Genomic DNA, 17,548 nt, shown 5'->3' on the forward strand with positions numbered 1-17,548 from the left:
GGACTGGTGCACAGCCGGGTCCGGCGCGCGGCGGTCGCCGGCACGGCCGCCTCGGCGGGCCTGGCACAGCGGTTGTCCGGCCTGACCGCGGACGACCCATCCGTCGAGTGCGGCGGGGAACCGAGGGTTCGGGGAGCGAATCGGTGGCGGGGCGCCGTGATGTGCCTCGACGCGCCCCGGGTGCTCCGTCTTTCGGGCGTCCCAGGGCGCCCCCGGAGGAGCTCTCGAACCAAGCTGCTATTCGGTTCATCGGTGTGGTTCGGCCGCGCCCGGGTACTCGTCCGCCCGGCCGGGGGCGTTGCTGCGCTCCGGCGTTGACCTGCCGTCGCATCCATGGAGCCTTCGTGACCCCACAGATGGTCCCGCCGCCGCGGAAGGGACTCTTCGGCGCGCTCTACGAACTGTCCGACCAGGGCGAGATCGACTTCGAGGACCTGGTCGCCGATGTGGAGGAGTTGCCTCAGCGGCGGCGGCTCTGGAGCAGCCGCGCCCTGGAAGCGCACGAGCCCGGTGCCCTGCTGGACTCGGGCATCCTCCACACCCTCCACACCGAGCCGGACGGTGCACGAGCCGGCGCCTACGACCCGGCCGCCGTCGCCGTTCTCGTCGGCGAGAACACCGCGGACAAGACGATGCCCCTGCCCGAACAGGGGCGCTTGCCCAGGAGCTGCCCCCCGAGGCAGGGGCTGGTCCCTCGGGCGGAGGCGATGCTCCAGGTCGCCTCCGCCGCCGTACCGATGCCGAGCACGCCGACCATGGCCGCGTTCGCCGAGATCGGCTACGGATGGGCGTGGTGCCAGCTCGACGACACCGTCCTGTGCCGGAGGTGCGTGAGCGGGCAGTCCATGGCCAGCTGCTACGGGACGTTCCCCGACTACCACCACTTCGTCTCGGGCGCGATGGGCGTGATGGAGGACTGCGCCAGGCTGACCGCCGGTTACGTCCGGCACTGCCTCGTCGACCACGAGGACCCGGCGTCCCGCCTGGTCATGGACAACTGGATGATCACCCTTCAGGCCGTGTACCTGGACGTATTGCACGAGAAGGCCGCGAGCCCGCGGTTCGGCGCGGACGAGTCGAGGGCACTGAAGTACCGGCTGATCAACTCGGGGATCCGGCCGCTCGCGCTGGCCGCGCTGCTGGAGGGCACCCACAAGGGCCCTGCGGATGACGCGCTGGTCGACGCCGTGTCACTGCTGGCCCTGTGCGCGCACGAAGCGCTCGACCGCCGCCATGACAACTGCGCCAACGAGGCCTACAACCTGTTCTCCATCGTCGCCGCCCACCACGGCGTGGACAGCGCCGGCCCGTTGGGGCGCTTCTGCGTGGACGTACTGGCCTGGGCGGTCGACCACGGCTCGAGGTGGCCCCTGCTGCTGTCCGGCCGACAACTCATCTGGCAGGTCTACCAGGGTCGGTACCAGTCCGCGCTCCTCCTGGACAACCTCGCCCGGGACCCGGGCCGCCTCCCGGGCGACCTGTACTGCGATCCGGTGCTCAACTCGCTCAACCCACTGCTGATCCACGGAGCCGAGCGGACGGCCACCGCCACCGCGCGCGAGGTGTTCTCGGTACGGTCCCGCTGCCGCGACCGCGCCGCCTACGACCGGCTGGTCGCCGACTGCCTGGAGCACTTCGCCGGGTGCGGGACCTGCCGCGGGTTCGACACCGCCGCATGGCAAGCCCGGCCGGCGGCCCACATCACGCCCGCGTACCTGGCCAAGCACGCCGGGGACTGCCGCTGCCTGAACACGATGGCGGTCTATGCCGGCCTGGTCCTGTTCGAGCAGGCGCTGTGGGCCGCCGACGCGGCCGGCACCTACACGGGGCCCACGGCGGACTGGGACCCGTTGCTGTGCTGAGCGGACCCGTGAGGGAGGGCCGCTGAGCCGCACACCGAATCCGGCCGAGTTCGGCAAAGGGTGCCGCTGTTGTGATGAGGCTGTGTGGTTTCGAGCGATCCGGAAGGCGTCGTTCGCCCATGGGTCAGGCGCTCCAAGTCATGGCGGCGGCTGCCTGTTCATCCCGCTGCAGGAGCTCAACTTCAACTACTCCCGCCTGCAGCGGTAAGTCCGGATGCAGGCCGCCGGACAGGTGGCGCGGGTCCCGGGCCCTCGCGTGCCGGCTGGGTGTCGGCACGCGAGGGGCGTTCCGAGCGGTGGGTCAGACGGCCGGCTTGGTGGTGAGGAGGGCCGTGATCTCCTCGGCGAGGTGCGGGCCGAGCTCGCCCCAGCCGTCCTTGTAGCCGTAGACGCCGGCGAGGGTGCGGGCCTCGTAGTCGCCGTTCATGATCTCGATGTCGTCGGCGGTGATCAGGCCCGGGTGGGCGACACCGACGGCGGAGGAGACCTTCAGCAGTTCCTTGCGCAGGGTGCGCAGGTAGACGGCGGCGCGGGTGGACTTGGAGGCCGGGTCGAGGCCGCGGGCCAGCCAGGGGTTCTGGGTGGCGATGCCGGTGGGGCACTTGTCGGTGTGGCACTTCTGGGCCTGGATGCAGCCGATCGACAGCATCGCCTCACGGGCGACGTTGATCATGTCGGCGCCCAGGGCGAAGGCGACCGCGGCGTTCTCGGGCAGACCGAGCTTGCCGGAGCCGATGAAGGTCAGCTCGTCGGTCAGGCCCAGTTCGGCGAAGGTGCCGTAGACCCGGGAGAAGCCCATCCGGAAGGGGAGTGACACCGAGTCGGCGAACATCCGCGGCGCCGCACCGGTGCCGCCCTCGCCGCCGTCGACGGTCACGAAGTCGACCCCGCGGTCGCCGCGCGCCATCAGGGCGGCCAGCTCCTGCCAGAAACCCATCTCGCCGACCGCGCTCTTGATCCCGACCGGCAGACCGGTCTCGGTGGCGAGCAGCTCGACGAAGTCGAGCATCGAGTCGACGTCGCCGAAAGCGGTGTGCCGCGACGGCGAGGCGCAGTCCTGGCCGACCGGTATGCCGCGGATGGCGGCGATCTCCGGGGTGACCTTCGCGCCCGGCAGCATTCCGCCCAGCCCGGGCTTGGCGCCCTGGGAGAGCTTGATCTCTATCGCCTTGACCGGTGCGCCGGCGACGACGTCCTTGAGCTTGTCGAGGTTGAAGCTGCCGTCCTCGTTGCGGCAGCCGAAGTACGCCGTGCCGAGCTGGAGGACGAGGTCACCGCCCTGGCGGTGGTAGGGGGAGAGGCCGCCCTCGCCCGTGTTGTGCATGGCGCCGGCCTCCGCCGCGCCCTTGTTGAGCGCGGTGATGGCCGCGCCGGAGAGCGAGCCGAAGCTCATCGCGGAGATGTTCACCACGCTCGCCGGCCGGAACGCCTTGGCGCGACCGCGCGGCCCGCCCAGCACCTTGGCCGAGGGCAGCGGGGCCTGCGGGTCGTGGATGTCGGGCAGCGCGCCGGCGAAGGTGCGCTGCTTGACGTAGGCGTGCCCCTGGACGTGCTCGACGTCGACCTCGGTGCCGAACCCGAAGTAGTTGTTCTGCTCCTTCGCCGACGCGTAGATCCAGGTGCGCTGGTCGCGGCTGAACGGGCGCTCCTCCTCGTTGGAGGTCACGATGTACTGCCGCAGTTCCGGCCCGATCGTCTCCAACAGGTACCGGGCGTGCCCGAGCACCGGGAAGTTCCGGAGCAGCGCGTGCTTCTTCTGGATGAGGTCGCGGGCAGCCAGAAGCGCCACCGCTGTCGCGGCGGCCGCGCCGATCTTCCGGGCTTGCATGGAGGTTCCTCCTCGATGGGCGACTCCATCGCCGTCGGTGGAGTCGTCTTGTCGTGCGTCGGGTGGTGCAGGACGTTGGGCGGCGGGCAGCCGGCCGGTCGGGCGTCGGTGTCCGTCGAAGAATGCGAACCGATCGTAAGAGGCCCCCCTGACCGCGCTGCGGTCAGGGGGCGCCGCTGCGCCGCAGGTGGAACGGCCACCGCCTCGTCCGGGGCACCCAGCACCCCTGGCCGGCCCGCCCCGGTGCGACGATCGGCCGGTGGTCGGGCTGCTGACGGCCCATGCGGCCGACGTCGACCCGCCGTGCGGGATGCCGCGGAACCGGATTAATCGCTGGCGGGTGCGCGGCGGCGGAGGGTAGGAAGGCGGGATGAGCAACAGCGACCCGGCGGCCGACCGGCGCCTCCTCAGTCCCGAAGTCCTCGACCTGGGCGACGTCCTGCTCCGCCCGTGGGGCCGGCGCCTCGACCTGGCCGGCGGCACCCTCGCCGCGGTGATGGCCGCCGCAGCGGACCCGGAGATCGCCCGCTGGAACCCGCTGCGGGACGCCACCCACCCGGCCGGCGCCGAGGCCTACCTCGACCGCGCCGACTCCCGCTGGGCCGACGGCGGCACGGCCTCCTTCGCGATCACCGACGCCGCCGACGACTCCCTGTACGGCAACGTCGCCCTGCGCTGGACCGACCGGGCCGAAGGCGTCGCCATGGTCGGCTACTGGCTGCTCGCCGCAGCCCGCGGCCGTGGCCTCGCCACCCGTGCCACCACCGCGGTCACCGCCTGGGGCGTCCGCACCGCCGGCGTGCGCCGCATCGAGCTCTACCACGAGGTCGGCAACGAGGCCTCCTGCCGGGTCGCCGTCCGCGCCGGCTTCCCGTACGAGGGCACGCTGCGCGCCTCCTACCGCCACGGCGACGGCCCGTACAACGACGAGCACCTGCACGCCCGGCTGGCGTCGGACCCCGCGTAGCGCCGCGCGTAACCCGCGGTTCCCGGTGGGGAACGCCCGGGGGCCCGCCTTCCGACTGCCTTCCGGCGGCCCTGGGTTCCGCGCCCCATTGACGGAGTGAGTACTCACTCCGTAACTTGGAGGCATGGCAGAGAACCCCTCCACCCCGCCCGCCCGGCGCCGCGCGCCGGCCATGGAGCCCGAGCAGCGCCGCGCGATGATCGTCGCGGCCGCCCTCCCGCTGGTCGTCGAGTACGGCGCCTCGGTGACCACCGCGAAGATCGCCCGCGCCGCCGGCATCGGCGAGGGCACGATCTTCCGCGTCTTCGCCGACAAGGACGCCCTGCTCGCCGCCTGCCTGGCCGAGGCCGTCCGGCCCGACGACGCCGTCGCCCACCTCGCCTCGATCGAGCTCGACCAGCCGCTCGCGGCCCGGCTCACCGAAGCGGCCGACGTACTGAGCGGCCACCTGGCCCGGGTCGGCGCCGTCATCGGAGCCCTCGCCGGCGCCGGGCGCCCGGAGCGCCCCGCGCCGACCGAACCGCGCCGCCTCGCCGACCGCGAAGCCGGCCTGGCCGGGCCCCGCGCCGCGCTCGCCGCCCTGTTCGAACCCGACCGGGAACGCCTGCGACTGGCCCCCGAACGGCTCGCCGGCACCTTCCAGCTGCTGCTGATGTCCACCGGCCGCGGCGGCATGCCCGACCCGCTGTCCACCGAGGAACTCGTCGACCTCTTCCTGCACGGCGCGATCGCCCCCGCGGACGAGGCATGAACGCCTACGCGGACCTCCCGCCCCGCCGCCGGATCCTGGCCAGCACGGCACTGCTCGGCTGCGCCTTCCTCGCCATGCTGGACGGCACGGTGGTCGGCACCGCGCTGCCCCGGATCGTCCAGCAGGTCGGGGGCGGCGGCACCTGGTACGTCTGGCTGGTCACCGCCTACCTGCTGACCTCCTCCGTCAGCGTCCCGGTCTACGGCCGCTTCTCCGACCTGTACGGGCGGCGGCGCTTACTCCTCGGCGGGCTCGCCCTCTTCCTGACCGGCTCGACCGCCTGCGCCCTGGCCGCCGGCATGCCCGCACTGGTGGCCTCCCGCGCCGTGCAGGGCCTGGGTGCCGGCGCCCTGCTCACTCTCGGCATGGCCCTGATCCGCGACCTCCACCCACCGTCCCGCCCGCAGGGCCTGATCCGGATGCAGACCGCCCTGGCCGCCATGATGGTCCTCGGCCTGGTCGGTGGCCCGATCCTCGGCGGACTGCTCGCCGACCACGCCGGATGGCGCTGGTCGTTCTGGCTCAACCTCCCGCTCGGCCTGGCGGCTTGGGCCCTGATCGCGCTGACCCTGCCCGAGCACCGCCCCGCCACCACGCCGCCCGGCCGGCTCGACGCGGCCGGGATCCTGCTGCTCACCAGCGGACTCGGGCTGGTCCTGACCGGCCTCAGCCTCAAGGGCAACGCGGCCGACGGACGGTGGAGCGACCCGGCCGTCGGGGGCTGCCTGCTCGGCGGACTCGCCCTGCTCGCGCTGCTGGTCCCGGTGGAACGGCGGGCCGCCGTACCCGTACTCCCGCTGCGGCTGTTCCACAACCGCACCTACTCGGCGCTGCTGGCCGCCGGGTTCCTCCTCCAGGTCGCGGCCATGCCGGTGGGGATCCTGCTGCCGCTGTACTTCCAACAGCAGCGCGGATACTCGGCCACCGCCTCCGGCCTGCTGCTCCTGCCCCTGCTGGTCGGCATGACGGTCGGCAACCGGCTCACCGCGGCCGCCGTCACCCACGGTCGGCAGGTCCGGTCCGTCCTGCTGACCGGGGCCGCGCTGCTCACCGCCGGTACGGGCGGCCTCCTCCCCCTCGGGCCCGCAACTCCCGTGCCGCTGACGTCCGTCCTGCTGCTGCTCATCGGGCTCGGCACCGGCCCGGCGATGGGCGGTCTGACCATCGCCACCCAGAGCTGCGTCCGACCCGCCGACACGGGCGCCGCCACGGCGGGCTCCGCCCTCGCCAAACAGATCGGCGGCGCCTTCGGCCTGGCCTGCGCCCAGAGCCTGCTCGCCCCCTCCGGCACGGCCATCGGCCCCACCATCGCCTGGACCGGCATCCCCGCCGGGCTGCTCGCCGCGGGCGCGCTGCTACTGGTCCGCGACCTCACCATCGCGACGCCCAACCGCCGGGTGGCGGCGGGCAGTTCGCAGCGACCCGAGCACAAGGGCCTGGTCTGAGCGTCGTTCACCCCGGCACAGGAGGAGCTGCGGGCCGCCGCTGCGGCCCGCAGCTCACCGGCGGGCAGGGGCGTGGCCGGTCCGTCCAGGCGACTACCGGTGGAACTGGGCCAGTTGGATGAGGTTGCCGCAGGTGTCGTCCAGCACCGCGATGGTGACCGGGCCCAGTGCCGTCGGCTCCTGGGTGAACCGCACCCCGAGCCGGTGCAGCCGGTCGTACTCGGCGTGCACGTTGTCCACGGCGAACTGGGCGGCCGGGATGCCGTCCTCGACCAGCGCCGTCTTGTACGGCCTGACGGCCCGGTGGGTGTCGGGCTCCAGCAGCAGTTCGGTGCCGTCGGGCTGGTCGGGGGAGACGACCGTGAGCCAGCGGTGGTCGCCGAGCGGGACCTCCTCCTTCTTCACGAAGCCCAGCAGCTCCGTGTAGAAGCGCAGCGCCTTGTCCTGGTCGTCGACGAACACGGTGGTCAGGTGGATCCTCATGGGGTGCCCTCCGATGCGCCCTGGTGGTGGCGGGGGTTGCCGAGCCGATCGTAGATCGCGCGCAGCCAGGGCTGCCGGACGGCGGGCAGCCGGGCGAGGCGGTGCAGCAGCAGGCGCCGGTCGGGCTCGAACAGCCGGTCCGGGCGTAGCGGCGGCGGGTCGTCGCGCTCCTCCCCGGCGGGCAACCGGGTGGTGGCCCGGACGGGTGGGAAGGCCAGGTACGTCCACACCCCGGCGTCCAGCCCGACGGGCACCGTGCCGCCGGCGGGCGGCTGCCAGGCGGCCCCCGTCCACGGGTGGCGGGGGACGAGGGCGATGTCCGGCACCGGGCCGCGGGTGAGGCCGGGCCCGGCCAGGCCCAGGGTGCGGACCGGCGCGCCGGCCGGGAGCAGCCGGTGCAGGGTGCGCCCGAAGGTCTCGGCGAGCAGCCCGGGGGCCACCGCCACCGGCGCGCCGCCGGAGGCCGCCAGCACCTCGGCCAGGGCCGTCCCGACCGCCGCGCACCAGCGGTCGCTCCACCAGCCGAGCGGCTCCACCGGCGGCGTCGGCTCCACCACCCAGCCGTCCCCGGCCGGACGGGACGGACGGACCGGGCCCGGGAGCCGACGCACGGCCTCCGGGTACAGCCAGACCGCCTGCCAGCGGTAGCAGTCGTCGACCCGGGCGCCCACCGTCCGCCCGCACCGCTCGCAGGCCAGGTTGGCACCGCCGGCGGCGGCGCAGCAGCCGTCGCACCGCTCGGGGATCAGGGCGGTGCCACGGGTGTCGCCCGGTGCCAGGAGGACGGCGCCGCCGGGCCCGAACCACAGCCCGCCGACCGGCGCGTACACGCCCCGGGCGGCGGCCTCCGCCGGTGTGATCGCGGCCCAGGGCCGCCAGGGCGGCTCGGAGGGCTCCGGGTCGACGGCGAAGGTGCCCGGCTCCAGCAGCGGCGGCAGGTACCGGTCGCCGCCCTCCCGGTGCGCGTGCGGCGGCAGCGCCACCTCCGTCACCGGAACGGTCAGCTCCGCACCGCAACTCGCGCACCCGAACACCGCCATGCGTTCTCCCCCCTGCTCGTCCGCTCGTGAACGTCCGGAGTATGGCGAGGCCGGCCCCGCCCGCCAAGCGGTTTTCGCCCCGGGGCCGGCTGTTCCCGGCAGGCAGCGCGCCGGGCCGGGGAGCGTCCTAACCTGGAAGGGCGCGCACGGTGCGTGGCCTGCGACGGAAGCACGGAAGCGGCCCACGGACCCAAGGACGGCGGAAGCACGGGAGCGGCGGCCATGACGGTGATCTCGGCGGCTCTGTTCGGTACCGACTGGCGGCCGCGGCTGCCCGGCGGCGCCGAGCTGCTGCGCGAGTGCGCCGCGCGCGGCTGGACGGTCGTGCTGACCGGCCCCGGGCCGGCCGGGGCGCCCGCCCTGACCGTGACCGCCCCCGGCAGCGACCCGGTGCGGGCGGCCCTGGAGCTGGTGGACGGCGCGCCCCAGCACGCCGTGGCCGTCGCCGGGAGCGTGCGCGAGGTGCTGGCGGCGCGGCGGCTCGGGGTGCCCTGCGTCGCCCTGGAGACCGGTGGGGACGCCGGTCCCGAACTTCGGGCGGCCGGCGCGGTCGAGGTCCACCGTGACGCCGCCGACCTGCTGCGTGTCCTGGACGACAGCCTGCTCGCCCGTCCCCGGGCCTTCGGGCGCGTGGGCGCCGGAACAGGCGGTCCCCGGAACGGTTAGCGCCGGCCCGTACCGGGCAACCGCCCGGGTGCGAGCAGTAACGTCACCGGAATGTCGGAGGTGACCGAGATGGACGGACCCGCGTTGAGCGGATGGGAGCGGCGGCTCCTCGAGGAGATCGAGTCCGATCTGCGCCAGGACACGCGCCTCGACCGGAAGTTGAGCACGATGGGGGCGAAGCGGCCGAACCGGGTCCTGGGCGTGCTGCGCGCCACCGGGCACCGGATCTCGACCGGGGTGCTGCTGACCGTGCTGGTGATGACGTCGATCTGCCTCGGCATCGGGGTGCGCACCCCGACCACGGCCGTGCTGGTCGCCCTCGGCGTGGTCTGGGCCGCGTCCGTGACGGCCGCGGTGGCCGCCACCGAACTGCTGCGGCGGCGCCGGGGAGGCGGCGGGGCCGAACCCGTCGATCCGGCCCGGGAGGAACGGCGCGAGCGCAGGCCCTGGGACCGTCCGGAGGCATGACGTGAACCGGCGGCGTGACGTGACGGGGGACCGAACCATCGCGAGGTGCGCATGAGTACCGACCTGTGGGAGTACCGCCCGGGCTCCCATCCCGCCGCGGACCTCGCCCTGACCGGGTACGAGGTGCAGGCCGTCGACGGCCCGCTCGGCCGGGTCGAACAGGACGCCGGCGACCACCTGATGGTCGACGCCGAGCCCTGGGTGCCGGGCACCCGGGTGCTCGTCCCGGTCGGCCTGGTCGCCCGGATCGACCACCTGGACCGCACCGTCCACCTCGACTGCCCCCGGGCCCGGGTCGGCACCGCCCCGCCGCCCGCCGAGGACCTCACCGCCCGTCACCCGCGCTGAGCCATGGGCTGGCCGTCCACCACCCTCACCGGCCGGACGATCGCGTTCCTGGTCGCCCCGTACGGCGTCGAGCAGCAGGAACTCACCTCCCCCTGGCAGGCGGTCGCCGAGTCCGGCGGCATCCCGCGCCTGCTCTCCACCGCCCCCGGCCGGGCCCAGGCCGTCCGGCACCGCGCGCCCGGGGACACCTTCGCGGTGGACGGGCTGGTCGCGGAGGCGGACCCGGCCGACTACGACGGGCTGGTGCTGCCCGGCGGCGTCGCCAACCCGGACTTCCTGCGGCTGGACCGGGCGGCGGTGGCCTTCGTGCACGTCTGCTGCGCCTCCGGCCGCCCGGTCGCGGCGATCTGCCACGGCGCCTGGACGCTGATCGAGGCCGACGCCGTCCGCGGCCGCACCCTCACCTCCTGGCCCAGCCTGCGGACGGACCTGGTCAACGCGGGCGCCCACTGGGTGGACGAGGCGGTGCACGTTTGCCACGACGGGCCGGGCCCGCTGGTGACCAGCCGCAAGCCGGCGGACCTGCCGGTGTTCGAGGACGCGCTGGTCACCGAGTTCGCCCACGCGGCGGGGAAGCGGCGCAACTGAGGCGCGCCCACTGTCGGCCGGGCGGCTTCAGCGGGTCCAACCCGCCTGCGTCGTCGCCGGGTTGGGTGGTGAGCGGGCCGTCGCAGAGTCCGCAGCCCGACGCTTCCCGAGGGTCGTGATCGTGGTGCACGCGCACACGGTCGCCTGCGCGCCGACCGGGCCGACGGGGTGGTCAGTCGCCGCGCAGCCGGACGAAGGTGGCGGTGGGCGGTCGGCCGGTGAGGGTGAGCTCGGCGCGCAGCGGTGCGGTGAGCGGGTGGACCTGGCCGTGGTCGGGGTCGGTGGCGGGCGGGCCGAGCAGCGGGCCGGCGACCTGGGCGACCTCGCGGGCCTGGACGGGGGTGAGCCGGGGGGTGGTCAGGAAGACCCGGCCGTCGTCGAGTCGCAGCACCAGGGCGTGCGGCCGGGCGGCCGGACCGGTGAGGGCGCGGACGGTGGCGTCCAGGGTGTCGCTGCGCCGGTACTTGACCCAGGTGCGCCCCGCGCCGCGCGGGCGGTAGGGGGAGGCCAGAGCCTTGCAGACCAGGCCCTCCACACCGGTGTCGGCCAGCTGGTCCATCCACTCCAGCGCCTCCGCCCGGTCAGTGGTGGCCATCACCGGCTGGATCGGCGGCGGGACGTCGGCGAGGGCGGCGAGCAGCAGGCGGCGCCGGTCGGCGAGCGGCAGGCGCCGGACGTCGCGGCCGGGCAGGGCGAGCAGGTCGAAGGCGATCAGCCCGAGCACGACGTCGGTGGCCGCGGCCCGGGCCTGGCGGGTGTGCAGCAGCTCCTCGAAGGCGAAGCGCCCCTTCCGCCAGGCGACGAGTTCGGCGTCCAGCACCAGCCCCTCCGGCAACCGGGCGACGGCGGCGGCGATCGGCGGGAACTCGGGCGCGAGGTCGCGGCCGCTGCGGGACTGCAGGAAGGCCGGGCGGTCGCCGCGGGCGAAGGCGACGCAGCGGAAGCCGTCCAGCTTCAGCTCGTACTGCACGCCGCCCCCGCCCAGCCCGTCGGCGGGCGGCACGACGGTGACGGCGGCGGGGCGCATCACCTCGACCGGCGGCCGCAGCACCTGCCGGGCCTGCGACGGCGACGCGGCCGGCGCTGCGGGAGCGGAGAGCGGGGAGGGCGAGGAGGGCAGCGGCCGGGCCTGCTCGGGATCCAGCAGCGGCGCGAACAGGTCGCCGTGCGCGGCCAGCCGTTCCGGCAGCTCGGCGATGGTGAAGACCAGCTGCGCCTCCCCGCGCGCCCGTTCCAGTTCGGCCCAGGACAGCGGGGTGGAGACCGTCGGCAGCGGCCGGGCGCGCAGGGTGTACGGGGCGGCGGTGGTCTTCTTGGCGTTGTTCTGCGACCAGTCGACCAGCACCCGTCCGCGGCGGCGGGCCTTGGCCATGGTGTGCACCACCAGCTCCGGGTGCTCGGCCTCCAGCGCGGCGGCCAGCGCCTTCGCGTACCCGGAGACCTCGGCGCTCGGCGTCGGCTCGATCGGCACCAGCAGGTGCAGGCCCTTGGACCCGGAGGTTTTCACCCAGGCCGACAGCCCGTCCGCGGCCAGCCGCTCGCGCAGCAGCAGCGCGACCGACCGGCAGGTGAGGACGTCGGCGCCCTCGCCCGGATCGAGGTCCAGGACCAGCCGGTCGGCCAGCGCGGGCCCGGCGGCGTGCCACTGCGGGACGTGCAGCTCCAGGCAGCCCAGGTTGGCGAGCGCCAGCAGCGCCGCGCCGTTCTCCAGCACCACCTGGCGCAGTTCGCCGCCGGTGCTGGGCACGTCCACCGTGCGGACCCAGTCCGGGGTGCCGGGCGGCGGGTTCTTGGCGACGAACACCTCCGCCTCGACGCCGTCCGGGCAGCGCAGGAAGGACACCGGGCGGTCACTCAGATGGGGGAGCAGGGCGGTGTGGACGGCGGCGTAGTAGCGCAGCACGTCGCCCTTGAGGGTGCCGGTGCTCGGGTAGTACACCTTGTCGAGGTGGGACAGGGCGAGGGTGCGTCCGTCCACCGTCAGCTGCGGCATGGGCCGTCTCCGAAGACTCCTGCGGTGGCCCCCGCAGGCCAGTCTGCCCCGGTACGGCCGCAGGCGCCCGGGCCGGGCGTCACCTCGACGGGACGGGCCGGGGCGCGCCCGGACACCTCCCGAAGTACCAGCGGTCGACCTCCTGGTCGGCGGCCGCTCCGTCCGCACCGCCTCGGACGTTCCGGAGCGCTCGCGGTCGCGGGCGAGCCCGGGGTCGCCTACGGTGAGGGCACGGTCACCCCGCGAGCGGCGCTGTGGACCGCCGCGGGGGAGGACCGTCGGGGGGTAACACCGACGAAGGAGTCCCCGTGACCACTGCCCGAGACATCATGCACACCGGCGCCCAGTGCATCGGCGCCCACCAGACGCTGGCCGAGGCCGCGAAGATGATGCGCGACAAGAAGGTCGGTGCGCTGCCGATCTGCGGCGACGACCAGAAGCTCCACGGCATCATCACCGACCGCGACATCGTGATCCAGTGTCTCGCCGAGGGCAAGGACCCGGCCAAGATGACCGCCATGGATCTCGCCGGACACCTGCACTGCGTGCGGGCCGAGGACAGCGTGGACACCGTCCTCACGAAGATGGAACAGCACCAGATCCGGCGCATCCCGGTGATCGACGGCGAGCGGCTGGTCGGCATGATCAGCGAGGCCGACCTGGCGATGGGCCACCGCGAAGGCCAGCGGCTGACGGACGAGCAGATCATCAAATTCATGGACAGCGTCTACATGAAGAAGTGACGCCGCCCCGCCCCTGAGCGCAGCCCCGTCCGCACCCCCCGTGACCGGCCGGTCCCCCCGTACCGGCCGGGCCTTCCGAGGGTGCCGGACGGGGCCCGCGCGCGTCTTGTACGAATGCGCAACGCCCTGCCGGGGTCGGGGCGTCACTGCGGCCGCAGGTCGAGGACCAGGTCGCGGGGCAGGCCGTGGGTGTCGTGGAGGTAGTGGAGGTCGTCCTCGCTGAGCGGGCCGCGGAAGCGGGGGCGGGAGAGCACCCGGCGGCCGCGGTCCAGGAGCCGGCCGAACCGCTGCTCCTCGTCGAGCAGCACCCGGCGGACCGACTCCGGGGGGACGTCCTGGCGGAAGTGGTCCAGGGTGTGCCGGATCAACTCCTCGGGCAGGTCGCCGAGTCCGCGCCGCGGGTCGTCGCGGCGCAGCACGGTGAGCACCCGGCGCAGCAGGCGGCGCAGGACGTAGCCGCGGCCGGTGGTGGAGGGGCGGACGCCGTCGCCGATGACGACGACGGACGAGCGCAGGTGGTCGCAGACCAGGCGCAGGGACGGTTCGTCCAGTCGCCACAGGGTGGGGACCAGGCGGCGCCAGGGGTCGAAGACGTCGCATTCGAAGACGGACGAGCGGCCGTTGAGCAGCGAGGAGAGCCGTTCCAGGCCGAGGCCGGTGTCGATGTTGCGCTGGGGGAGGGGAACGAGGGTGCCGTCGTCGAGGCGGCGGTGGCGCATCATCACGTGGTTCCACACCTCGACCCAGCGGTCGTCCCGGGTGGGGGTCGACTGCGGTGGGGTGTCGCCGGTCCACAGGAAGATCTCCGAGTCGGGACCGCACGGGCCGGTGGGCCCGTTGGACCACCAGTTGTCCTCGACGGTGAGCTCGACGGGGACGCCGCGGTCCTGCCACAGTTCCAGGGAGTCGGTGTCCGGCCCGACCTGGTCGTCGCCGCCGAAGACGGTGACGTGGAGCCGGCCGGGGTCGATGCCGAACCCGTCGGTGAGCAGCCCGTAGCCCCAGTCGAGGCTCTGCGGGCCCTCGTAGTCGCCGAGGGACCAGGTGCCGAGCATCTCGAAGACGGTGAGGTGGGTGCGGTCGCCGACCTCGTCGAGGTCCGTGGTGCGCAGGCAGCGCTGGACGTTGACCAGCCGGCGGCCGAACGGGTGGGGGCGTCCCTCCAGGTGGGGGGTGAGGGGGTGCATGCCGGAGGTGGTGAACAGCACCGGGTCGCCGGGCGGGGGCAGCAGGGTCGAGCCGGTGATCCGGCGGTGGCCGCGCTCCTCGAAGTACTCGAGGAAGGTGCGGACGAGCTGGTCGGTGTTCATGGGGTGGCTCCTTCGCGTGTGCCGTTGCGGGGGGCCACCGGACGACGAGTCCGCGCGATCGTCGGAACCGAGGAGCAGAACGCCTCGAGGACACCACCGGCGGACCGTGTCCGGTCGCCGAGGGGAGGGGGACGTACGTCAGGCGGCGGCAACCGGCGAGCTGGTCGCTCGCGCGGTGGCGGTGATGTGGCCGGTGACGTTCATGGGGCCGAGGGTAGCCCGGTCGGCGCCCCCGGGGCACGTGGTTTTCGTTCAGTGCAGTCTCAGTCCGGCTCGGCTCAGGTCAGCTCACTCAGGTCCGGGTCGAGGACGGCGCTGGTGATCCGCCCGATGACCCGGTCGGCCGGCTGCGGGGTGGCGGCGGAGCGGCGGGAGGCCAGGAACTCGCGGGGCGAGCAGCCGACCATGCCGCGGAAGGTGCGGTCGAGGTGGGACTGGTCGTAGTAGCCGCAGAGCGCGGCCAGGTCGGCGCGGGCGAAGCGCTCGTCCGGGGCGGTCAGCAGGCTCAGCGTCCGCTGCAGCCGCAGGATGCCGGCGGCCTGTTTGGGCGCCAGCCCGAGTTGCTCGCGAAAGCGCTGCTCCAGCCGGCGGCGGCTCCAGCCGGTGCCCTCCACCAGGGCGCGCACCGGCACCAGCCCCCGGGAGCGGCGCAGTTGCCGCCAGGCCCAGACGACGTCCGGCTCCCAGGTCGGTCCGTCGGCGAACAGCGCGGTGAAGTGGCCGTCCAGCAGGGCGAACCGGCCCCGCCAGGTCGGGGCGTCGGCCAGCCGGGCGGCCAGCGTGCCCAGCCGCGGGCCCAGCACCTCCCCCGCCTCGGCCCACTGCCCGCCGAGCTCCCCGGCCACCGGCCCGAACGCGCGGAACGCGCCCTGCGGGGTCAGCGAGACGGCCAAACCGTGCAGCACACCGGACTGTTCGGCGATCGTCGCGGTGCGGCGCAACCCGGCGGCTACCGAGCCGAAGGAGACGCCGGGGGCGGGTGACACCGCGTCGGTGAGCCGCATCGTGCCCTCGAAGGCGAGCGCCACCGTCACCACGTCCGTGGGCACCTCCAGCCGCCGCTGGGGGTGGTCCAGGGCCATCCGGTAGCCGCGGTAGTCGAGGACGTAGCGGCGCAGCGGTGCGGCGGGCAGGCCGAGCACCAGCGCCGCTCCGGTGGTCGGGCGGGTGTCCTGGACCATCTCAACTCCTGTGCTCGGCACGGTGGGTGGCAGGTGCACGGATCATTCTCGGCGGGGCGGTCAGTGCGCCGACCGTCTCATTGCGTGGATTTTCCTTTCTCGGGGAGCGAGATGCGGGCACACTTGCGACCATGGGAAAGCAGTACGAAAGCATCGACGGCCGGTTGCGGCAGTTCATCGAACGGCAGCCCGTCTACTTCGTCGCGACCGCGCCGCTGGCCGGCGACGGACACGTCAACCTCTCACCCAAGGGCCGCTCCGGCACCCTCGCGGTCATCGACGAACTCACCCTCGCCTACCTGGACTTCGGCGGCTCGCAGGCCGAGACCATCGCCCACCTGCGGGAGAACGGCCGGATCACCCTGATGTGGTGCGCCTTCGACGGCCCGCCCACCGTGGTCCGGGTGCACGGCCGCGGCGAGCCCGTCTTCCGCGACGACCCGCGCTTCGCCGAACTGCTCGGCCACTTCGAGTCCGACGCGGACGGCTCGGGCCTGCGGGCGATCGTGCTGGTCCGGGCCGAGCGGGTCAGCGACTCCTGCGGGTACGCCGTCCCGTTCATGGACTACCGCGCCGACCGCGACCTGCACGCGCAGTACTTCGACCGCAAGGGCGACGAGCAGTTCAGCGCCTACTGCGAGGGCAAGCCGCTCGTCGGCACCAGCATCGACGGGCTGCCCGCCCTCCCGCTGCCGGTCCCGGCCCGGCCGGCCTGACGGGCGGTCGGCTTGATGGGCGGTCGGCCTGATGAGCCGTTGGTCAGCCCGGCTTCGGCCCCCCGAGGACCATCAACTTGTGCGGGTCCGGGAAGGGCACGAACCCGGCCTTCGCGTACACCTCGTGGGCGTCCACGGTGGACAGCAGCAGCCGCTTCAGCGCGTACGGCCGCAGGTGCTCCACCACCGCCTCGGCCAGCCAGGTGCCCAGCCCGCGAGCCCGCTGCGCCGAGTGGGAGCGGGAACTCGCCGACCTGGCGCCGGGCGTGGGCGCCAGCCTCGGCGGGGCCCGTGGTCGTGTGAGGCCGCGCACAGCGTCGACAGCGCGTGACCGCCTACCCCTCCCCGGTGCCGGATCGGCGGCCCCACCCGCCCGGGTGGCCCGTGCCACAGCCCTCACCCGGGGTGCCCCCGCCATCCACTCCCGGTGGCGGGCATAGCCTTCCGCGCATGAGCAACGAGAGCGATGCGGCCGACGCAGGCGCCGTCGACAGGGAGCGCGAACGGCACGAGCCGGCCGTCGCGCCGAGCGGCTTCGAGCTGGGGACCGACGGACCCAAGGTGATCCTGGCGGGCCTGGACGGCTCCGACTCCTCCTGGCGCGCCACCGCCTACGCCGCCGGACTGGCCCGCCGACAGGGCGCCCTCCTGGCCGTCGCCTACATCCAGCCGATACTCGGCGCCGCGACCGCCTTGGCCGGAGCCGCCGTGGAGGAGACCACCCAGGAGATCGCCGACGAGCTCCTCGCCGCGCTGCGCGAGGCCGAGCACCGGATGCGCGAGGTCTGGCGGGTGCGGTGGCGCTTCCTCACCATGCGCGGCGACCCCTACACCGGCCTCGCCAAGCTCGCCGACGAGCTGCGCGCCGACGCCGTGGTGGTCGGCGTCTCCGAGAAGGCCGGGCACAAGGTGATCGGGTCGGTGGCCGTCCGCTTGGTCAAGGCGGGTCGCTGGCCGGTCACCGTCGTTCCGTAGCCGATGCGGCATGGGCTCGGCCGGACCGCTATTCTCCGCACTCACGATCGAGCCCGGGGAGAAGAAGCAGGAGGAGAAGGAGGCGCGGACCTTGCCGAGGTGGGGCGTCGGGTGTCGGACCGCAGGGTGCTCAAGCTGCTGCGGCTGTGGCTCCAGGCGGGTGTGATGGTGGACGGGGAGGTTC

General features: G+C 74.2%; 18 protein-coding genes and 1 pseudogene. 11 read left to right on the top strand and 8 right to left on the bottom strand.

Annotated elements, in window-relative coordinates; translation table 11 throughout:
• Positions 1–344: 344 nt before the first annotated feature.
• Positions 345–1,862: a hypothetical protein gene (locus tag ACWCYO_RS36995; protein ID WP_449786674.1), complete on the top strand. Its 1,518-nt coding sequence runs from the start codon at positions 345–347 to the stop codon at positions 1,860–1,862.
• Positions 1,863–2,163: 301 nt separating this feature from the next.
• On the opposite strand, the gene ACWCYO_RS37000 is transcribed toward ACWCYO_RS36995, so the two are convergent.
• Entirely contained in the window at positions 2,164–3,690 is a 1,527-nt protein-coding gene (locus ACWCYO_RS37000; RefSeq protein ID WP_270149823.1) for an FMN-binding glutamate synthase family protein, read from the bottom strand.
• 370 nt (positions 3,691–4,060) lie between these two features.
• On the opposite strand from ACWCYO_RS37000, the gene ACWCYO_RS37005 reads away from it, so the two are divergent.
• The 3 genes from ACWCYO_RS37005 (at position 4,061) to ACWCYO_RS37015 (ending at position 6,853) form a co-directional block, all read left to right on the top strand.
• A complete protein-coding gene (locus ACWCYO_RS37005; RefSeq protein ID WP_449786675.1) occupies positions 4,061–4,657 on the top strand; it encodes a GNAT family N-acetyltransferase in 597 nt (198 codons plus the stop codon).
• A 124-nt stretch (positions 4,658–4,781) separates the two neighbouring features.
• Positions 4,782–5,408, top strand: coding sequence for a TetR/AcrR family transcriptional regulator (locus ACWCYO_RS37010; RefSeq protein WP_270149826.1), 627 nt, complete (start codon positions 4,782–4,784; stop codon positions 5,406–5,408).
• Complete coding sequence (locus ACWCYO_RS37015; protein WP_449786676.1) at positions 5,405–6,853, top strand: MFS transporter; 1,449 nt, start codon at positions 5,405–5,407, stop codon at positions 6,851–6,853. The genes ACWCYO_RS37010 and ACWCYO_RS37015 overlap by 4 nt, the downstream gene beginning before the upstream one ends.
• A 93-nt stretch (positions 6,854–6,946) precedes the next feature.
• Here the strand turns inward: ACWCYO_RS37015 and ACWCYO_RS37020 are convergent, their stop codons facing one another.
• Both ACWCYO_RS37020 and ACWCYO_RS37025 read right to left on the bottom strand, forming a co-directional pair.
• Complete coding sequence (locus tag ACWCYO_RS37020; protein ID WP_270149828.1) at positions 6,947–7,336, bottom strand: VOC family protein; 390 nt, start codon at positions 7,334–7,336, stop codon at positions 6,947–6,949.
• Positions 7,333–8,376 carry a hypothetical protein gene (locus tag ACWCYO_RS37025; protein ID WP_449786677.1) on the bottom strand — a complete coding sequence of 348 codons (1,044 nt, stop codon included), beginning with the start codon at positions 8,374–8,376 and terminating at the stop codon, positions 7,333–7,335. Before ACWCYO_RS37025 ends, ACWCYO_RS37020 begins: the two co-directional genes overlap by 4 nt.
• Positions 8,377–8,598: 222 nt before the next feature.
• Between ACWCYO_RS37025 and ACWCYO_RS37030 the strand changes: the two genes are divergently transcribed.
• The 4 genes from ACWCYO_RS37030 to ACWCYO_RS37045 are packed head-to-tail and all read left to right on the top strand — an operon-like array spanning position 8,599 to position 10,446.
• Positions 8,599–9,042, top strand: a complete 444-nt coding sequence (locus ACWCYO_RS37030) for an HAD family hydrolase (protein ID WP_449786678.1) — start codon at positions 8,599–8,601, stop codon at positions 9,040–9,042.
• 51 nt (positions 9,043–9,093) lie between these two features.
• Complete coding sequence (locus ACWCYO_RS37035; protein ID WP_270149832.1) at positions 9,094–9,510, top strand: hypothetical protein; 417 nt, start codon at positions 9,094–9,096, stop codon at positions 9,508–9,510.
• Positions 9,511–9,561: 51 nt separating this feature from the next.
• Complete coding sequence (locus ACWCYO_RS37040) at positions 9,562–9,858, top strand: PRC-barrel domain containing protein (protein ID WP_270149833.1); 297 nt, start codon at positions 9,562–9,564, stop codon at positions 9,856–9,858.
• A gap of 3 nt (positions 9,859–9,861) precedes the next feature.
• The gene (locus ACWCYO_RS37045) at positions 9,862–10,446 is read left to right on the top strand and encodes a type 1 glutamine amidotransferase domain-containing protein (protein WP_270149835.1); all 585 of its coding nucleotides are present in this window, start codon (positions 9,862–9,864) and stop codon (positions 10,444–10,446) included.
• 172 nt (positions 10,447–10,618) lie between these two features.
• Here the strand turns inward: ACWCYO_RS37045 and ACWCYO_RS37050 are convergent, their stop codons facing one another.
• Positions 10,619–11,473, bottom strand: a complete 855-nt coding sequence (locus tag ACWCYO_RS37050; protein WP_270151456.1) for an ATP-dependent DNA ligase — start codon at positions 11,471–11,473, stop codon at positions 10,619–10,621.
• An 84-nt stretch (positions 11,474–11,557) separates the two neighbouring features.
• Positions 11,558–12,439 (bottom strand): annotated as a pseudogene (ligD, locus tag ACWCYO_RS37055) (non-homologous end-joining DNA ligase); the annotation flags it as partial.
• Between the two features lie 308 nt (positions 12,440–12,747).
• Here ligD and ACWCYO_RS37060 point away from each other — a divergent pair.
• The gene (locus ACWCYO_RS37060; protein ID WP_270149836.1) at positions 12,748–13,182 is read left to right on the top strand and encodes a CBS domain-containing protein; all 435 of its coding nucleotides are present in this window, start codon (positions 12,748–12,750) and stop codon (positions 13,180–13,182) included.
• A gap of 143 nt (positions 13,183–13,325) precedes the next feature.
• Here ACWCYO_RS37060 and ACWCYO_RS37065 read toward each other — a convergent pair whose 3' ends face one another.
• Entirely contained in the window at positions 13,326–14,492 is a 1,167-nt protein-coding gene (locus ACWCYO_RS37065) for an alanine--tRNA ligase-related protein (RefSeq protein ID WP_270149837.1), read from the bottom strand.
• A 278-nt stretch (positions 14,493–14,770) separates the two neighbouring features.
• A complete protein-coding gene (locus ACWCYO_RS37070; protein ID WP_449786679.1) occupies positions 14,771–15,673 on the bottom strand; it encodes a helix-turn-helix domain-containing protein in 903 nt (300 codons plus the stop codon).
• Between the two features lie 131 nt (positions 15,674–15,804).
• Between ACWCYO_RS37070 and ACWCYO_RS37075 the strand changes: the two genes are divergently transcribed.
• Positions 15,805–16,389, top strand: a complete 585-nt coding sequence (locus ACWCYO_RS37075; RefSeq protein ID WP_449786680.1) for a pyridoxamine 5'-phosphate oxidase family protein — start codon at positions 15,805–15,807, stop codon at positions 16,387–16,389.
• Between the two features lie 43 nt (positions 16,390–16,432).
• On the opposite strand, the gene ACWCYO_RS37080 is transcribed toward ACWCYO_RS37075, so the two are convergent.
• Positions 16,433–16,702: a GNAT family N-acetyltransferase gene (locus tag ACWCYO_RS37080; RefSeq protein WP_449786681.1), complete on the bottom strand. Its 270-nt coding sequence runs from the start codon at positions 16,700–16,702 to the stop codon at positions 16,433–16,435.
• 137 nt (positions 16,703–16,839) lie between these two features.
• Here ACWCYO_RS37080 and ACWCYO_RS37085 point away from each other — a divergent pair, with 137 nt between their 5' ends.
• On the top strand, positions 16,840–17,364 hold the full coding sequence (locus tag ACWCYO_RS37085; RefSeq protein WP_270149841.1) for a universal stress protein: 525 nt from the start codon (positions 16,840–16,842) through the stop codon (positions 17,362–17,364).
• Positions 17,365–17,548: the final 184 nt, after the last annotated feature.

Source organism: Kitasatospora sp. NPDC001683 (genome assembly GCF_053596495.1).